This is a genomic window from Boseongicola sp., from assembly GCF_057460485.1.
Window position 1 is genome coordinate 1 of sequence record NZ_JBVCWP010000394.1, and the last position, 3,034, is coordinate 3,034.

Here is a 3,034-nt window from a genome sequence, read left to right on the forward strand (position 1 = left end):
CCCGGACGCCGCCTTTCGCGTCTTCACCGAGTTCCTTGAATTTGCCCTTGCCGCGCCCGCCGGCGTGGATCTGGCTCTTGACGACCCAGACCGGTCCGGGCAGCGCGGCGATCGCGCCTTCTGCCTGATCGAGGCTGGTAATCGCCACTCCTTTGGCGACAGGTGCGCCGAAGCCTTTCAAGACTTCCTTGGCTTGATATTCGTGGATGTTCATGTCTCTCTCCCAATATGCGACTGATATCTGTCAACTGCGTTAGGTTTTCCGGGTGATCGGACTTTTCGCGGCCTTGTGGTTGCCTCTCCCTTGACAACAGCCGCGCAAGTTTCAGGCCGGTTGACCTTGGCTTAGAATTCCTGACCTTGTGTTCTCTCTCCCCGTGCTCCCCGTTTCAGAGGCAATTCTATTTTATATGCGGCAGAAGTTCCTTGAAGGCCTTGGTACCAGCTTGGCCCAGCCATTCAAAGACCACCATTTCCGTCGTTACAATGCTTACACCCGAGGCGCTGAGACGCTCAAGGCAGGCGTTTTCGCTTTCGATTGTCCTGGACGCCGTCGCATCAGAGACGACGAAGACCTCGTAGCCCTCTTCAACAAGACTGGCTGCGGTCTGTACAACGCAGATATGGGCTTCCATACCAACCAGTATCGCCTGCTTGGCGCCCATGGACCTGAAAGTCTCGGCGAAGTTGCTGTCTTCCATGCATGAGAAATGCATTTTCGGAATAATGATGGAATCGCCTGCTGCCTGTTTGATTTCCGGGACAGTGTGGCCCAGGCCCTTGGGGTATTGCTCTGTCAGAATTACCGGAACATGGTTGATTTTTGCGGCCGCAAGCAGCAGTTTCGTATTATGTAACGTGCGGGCAGGAGCCTGCATGGCAGGGACAAGACGCTCTTGAACATCTATGACGACCAAAACCGAATCTTTTGCCCTTATCAGCACGCAGTGATTCCTTTTAACATGTCCGAATCAGATGGATCTTGTTCAAACCAAGTGACTTCACCTGCATGGTGTGTGGTATACCACGGGGCGTTTTGTCAAGTTTTTTCGCTGTAAAATATAGAAAATAAATTAGTTGACCGGCTTAGATTGAGGTGTATGGTATACCACATAATGAGCAGGGAAATCTGTTCGTTGTAAGCGATCAGAGGAGTGGTCGCGCTGGGAGGAAACAAATGTCGATTAGCGACTCGCTGAGTCCTATAGCGTTAAATTTTACGCTGAAAGACCACACGTACGACGTGTTGCGGAACGCTATACTTGATATGAATATCTATCAGCCCAATGTCGATTTGCGGCTGGATGAGCGCACTCTTGCCAGCAAATTGGGAATCTCACGCACTCCGATCAGGGAGGCGCTTGCGCGCCTGGCTCACGAGGGGCTGGTCGAGATCATACCGCGCAAAGGCGTGTTCGTCTTGCGCAAGTCGCGCGAAGAGATCCTTGAGATGGTTATCGTCTGGGCAGCTCTTGAAAGCATGGCCGCGCGGCTGGCCTCTGAAAAGGCTACCGATACTGATTTCCGCAACTTGCGAAAGTTCGCGATGAAGCACAGCGTCAATGCCGATCGCGCGGAAATCGAAGAATACTCAGTTGCGAATATCAACTTCCACCGGACCATCCTGGAGCTTTCAGGCGTGGCCGCGCTTGGAACGCTGGCGGATGCCTTGTTCATTCACATGCACGCCGTCCGCCGCCGTGCTCTGGGCGAGAATGATCGCGCCAGCCGTTCGGTTGCGGAGCACATGGAAATCATCGAGGCGCTGGAAAGCCGGAATGGCGATTTGGCGTCCAGACTTGTTCGCGAGCACACTATGCGGCTGCACGCGCACATCCACAAGACGTGGACCAGACTTGAAAACATCGGCTCGGCCCGAGCTGAATCGAATTTATCGTAATTGAAGATCACGGAGACACAAAAATGACTTTATCTGGTTCTGAACAGAGCGTGGATGAAAAGGCCGGAGGAGCAGAAGCTCCACAGGCTTTGACAGACGGCTTTCACCTGCTGATTGATGCGCTCAAGCTCAATGACGTCAAAACCATCTATGGCGTTCCCGGTATTCCGATTACGGACCTCGGGCGTATGGCGCAGGCTCAGGGCATTCGGGTTCTGTCGTTCCGCCACGAGCAGAACGCCGGTAACGCGGCTGCCATCGCCGGATATCTGACAAAGAAGCCGGGTATCTGCCTCACGGTCTCCGCGCCCGGCTTTCTGAATGGACTGACCGCTCTGGCGCACGCGACCACGAACTGCTGGCCGATGATCCTGATTTCCGGCTCTTCCGAGCGTGAAGTCGTCGACCTGATGCAGGGCGACTATGAAGAGATGGACCAGTTGGCCATCGCCAAGCCGCTGTGTAAAGCCGCCTATCGGATCCTGCATGCTGAAGATATCGGCATCGGTGTGGCCCGTGCGATCCGCGCGGCCGTTTCCGGTCGTCCGGGTGGTGTCTATCTGGATATTCCGGGTGCTCTGCTTGGTCAGGTTATGGATGAGGTCGAGGGCGCCAAATCTCTGGTCAAAGTGATTGACCCTGCGCCGGCTCAACTTCCTGCACCGGATGCCGTTGCGCGTGCTCTCGACGTAATCAAAGGCGCCAAGAAGCCGTTGATCATCCTCGGCAAGGGCGCATCCTATGCTCAGTGCGACGATGTTGTCCGCGAATTCGTCGAAAAGAGCGGCATCCCCTATCTGCCGATGAGCATGGCCAAGGGTCTGCTGCCCGACACGCATGAATTGTCGGCTGGTCCCGCACGGTCGCTGGTTTTGAAAGAATCCGACGTCGTTGTAATGGTGGGGGCCCGTCTGAACTGGCTGCTGTCACACGGCAAAGGAAAGTCATGGGGTGAGCCTCATTCGACGAAATTCGTTCAGATCGATATCGAACCGAGGGAAATGGACAGCAATGTTGAGATTGCGGCTCCTCTGGTGGGTGATATCGGCTCCTGTCTGTCGGCTCTGGTCGATGGCATGGGCGACGACTGGAAAGCGCCGCCTGCGGAATGGACCGAGGCGGTCAAGGCCAAGA

At 55.2% G+C, this 3,034-nt stretch carries 4 protein-coding genes; 2 read left to right on the top strand and 2 right to left on the bottom strand.

The genetic code is table 11. From position 1 onward, the window contains the following. Together AC221Y_RS22645 and AC221Y_RS22650 are read right to left on the bottom strand one after the other, a co-directional pair. Nucleotides 1–214, bottom strand: a 214-nt coding sequence (locus tag AC221Y_RS22645) for an ATP-grasp domain-containing protein (RefSeq protein WP_486708550.1), incomplete at its 3' end; no start/stop codon positions are given. Between the two features lie 187 nt (nt 215–401). After that, a complete protein-coding gene (locus tag AC221Y_RS22650) occupies nt 402–944 on the bottom strand; it encodes a hydrolase (protein ID WP_486708551.1) in 543 nt (180 codons plus the stop codon). A gap of 233 nt (nt 945–1,177) precedes the next feature. On the opposite strand from AC221Y_RS22650, the gene AC221Y_RS22655 reads away from it, so the two are divergent. Together AC221Y_RS22655 and oxc are read left to right on the top strand one after the other, a co-directional pair. Then, the gene (locus AC221Y_RS22655; protein ID WP_486708552.1) at nt 1,178–1,900 is read left to right on the top strand and encodes a GntR family transcriptional regulator; all 723 of its coding nucleotides are present in this window, start codon (nt 1,178–1,180) and stop codon (nt 1,898–1,900) included. Between the two features lie 23 nt (nt 1,901–1,923). Next, a partial coding sequence (gene oxc, locus AC221Y_RS22660; protein WP_486708553.1) for an oxalyl-CoA decarboxylase occupies nt 1,924–3,034 on the top strand: 1,111 nt, incomplete at its 3' end.

What these genes read in the sequence shown, in the direction of transcription:
- AC221Y_RS22655 (WP_486708552.1), top strand. Translation starts at nt 1,178, where the DNA reads ATGTCGATTAGCGACTCGCTGAGTCCTATAGCGTTAAATTTTACGCTG.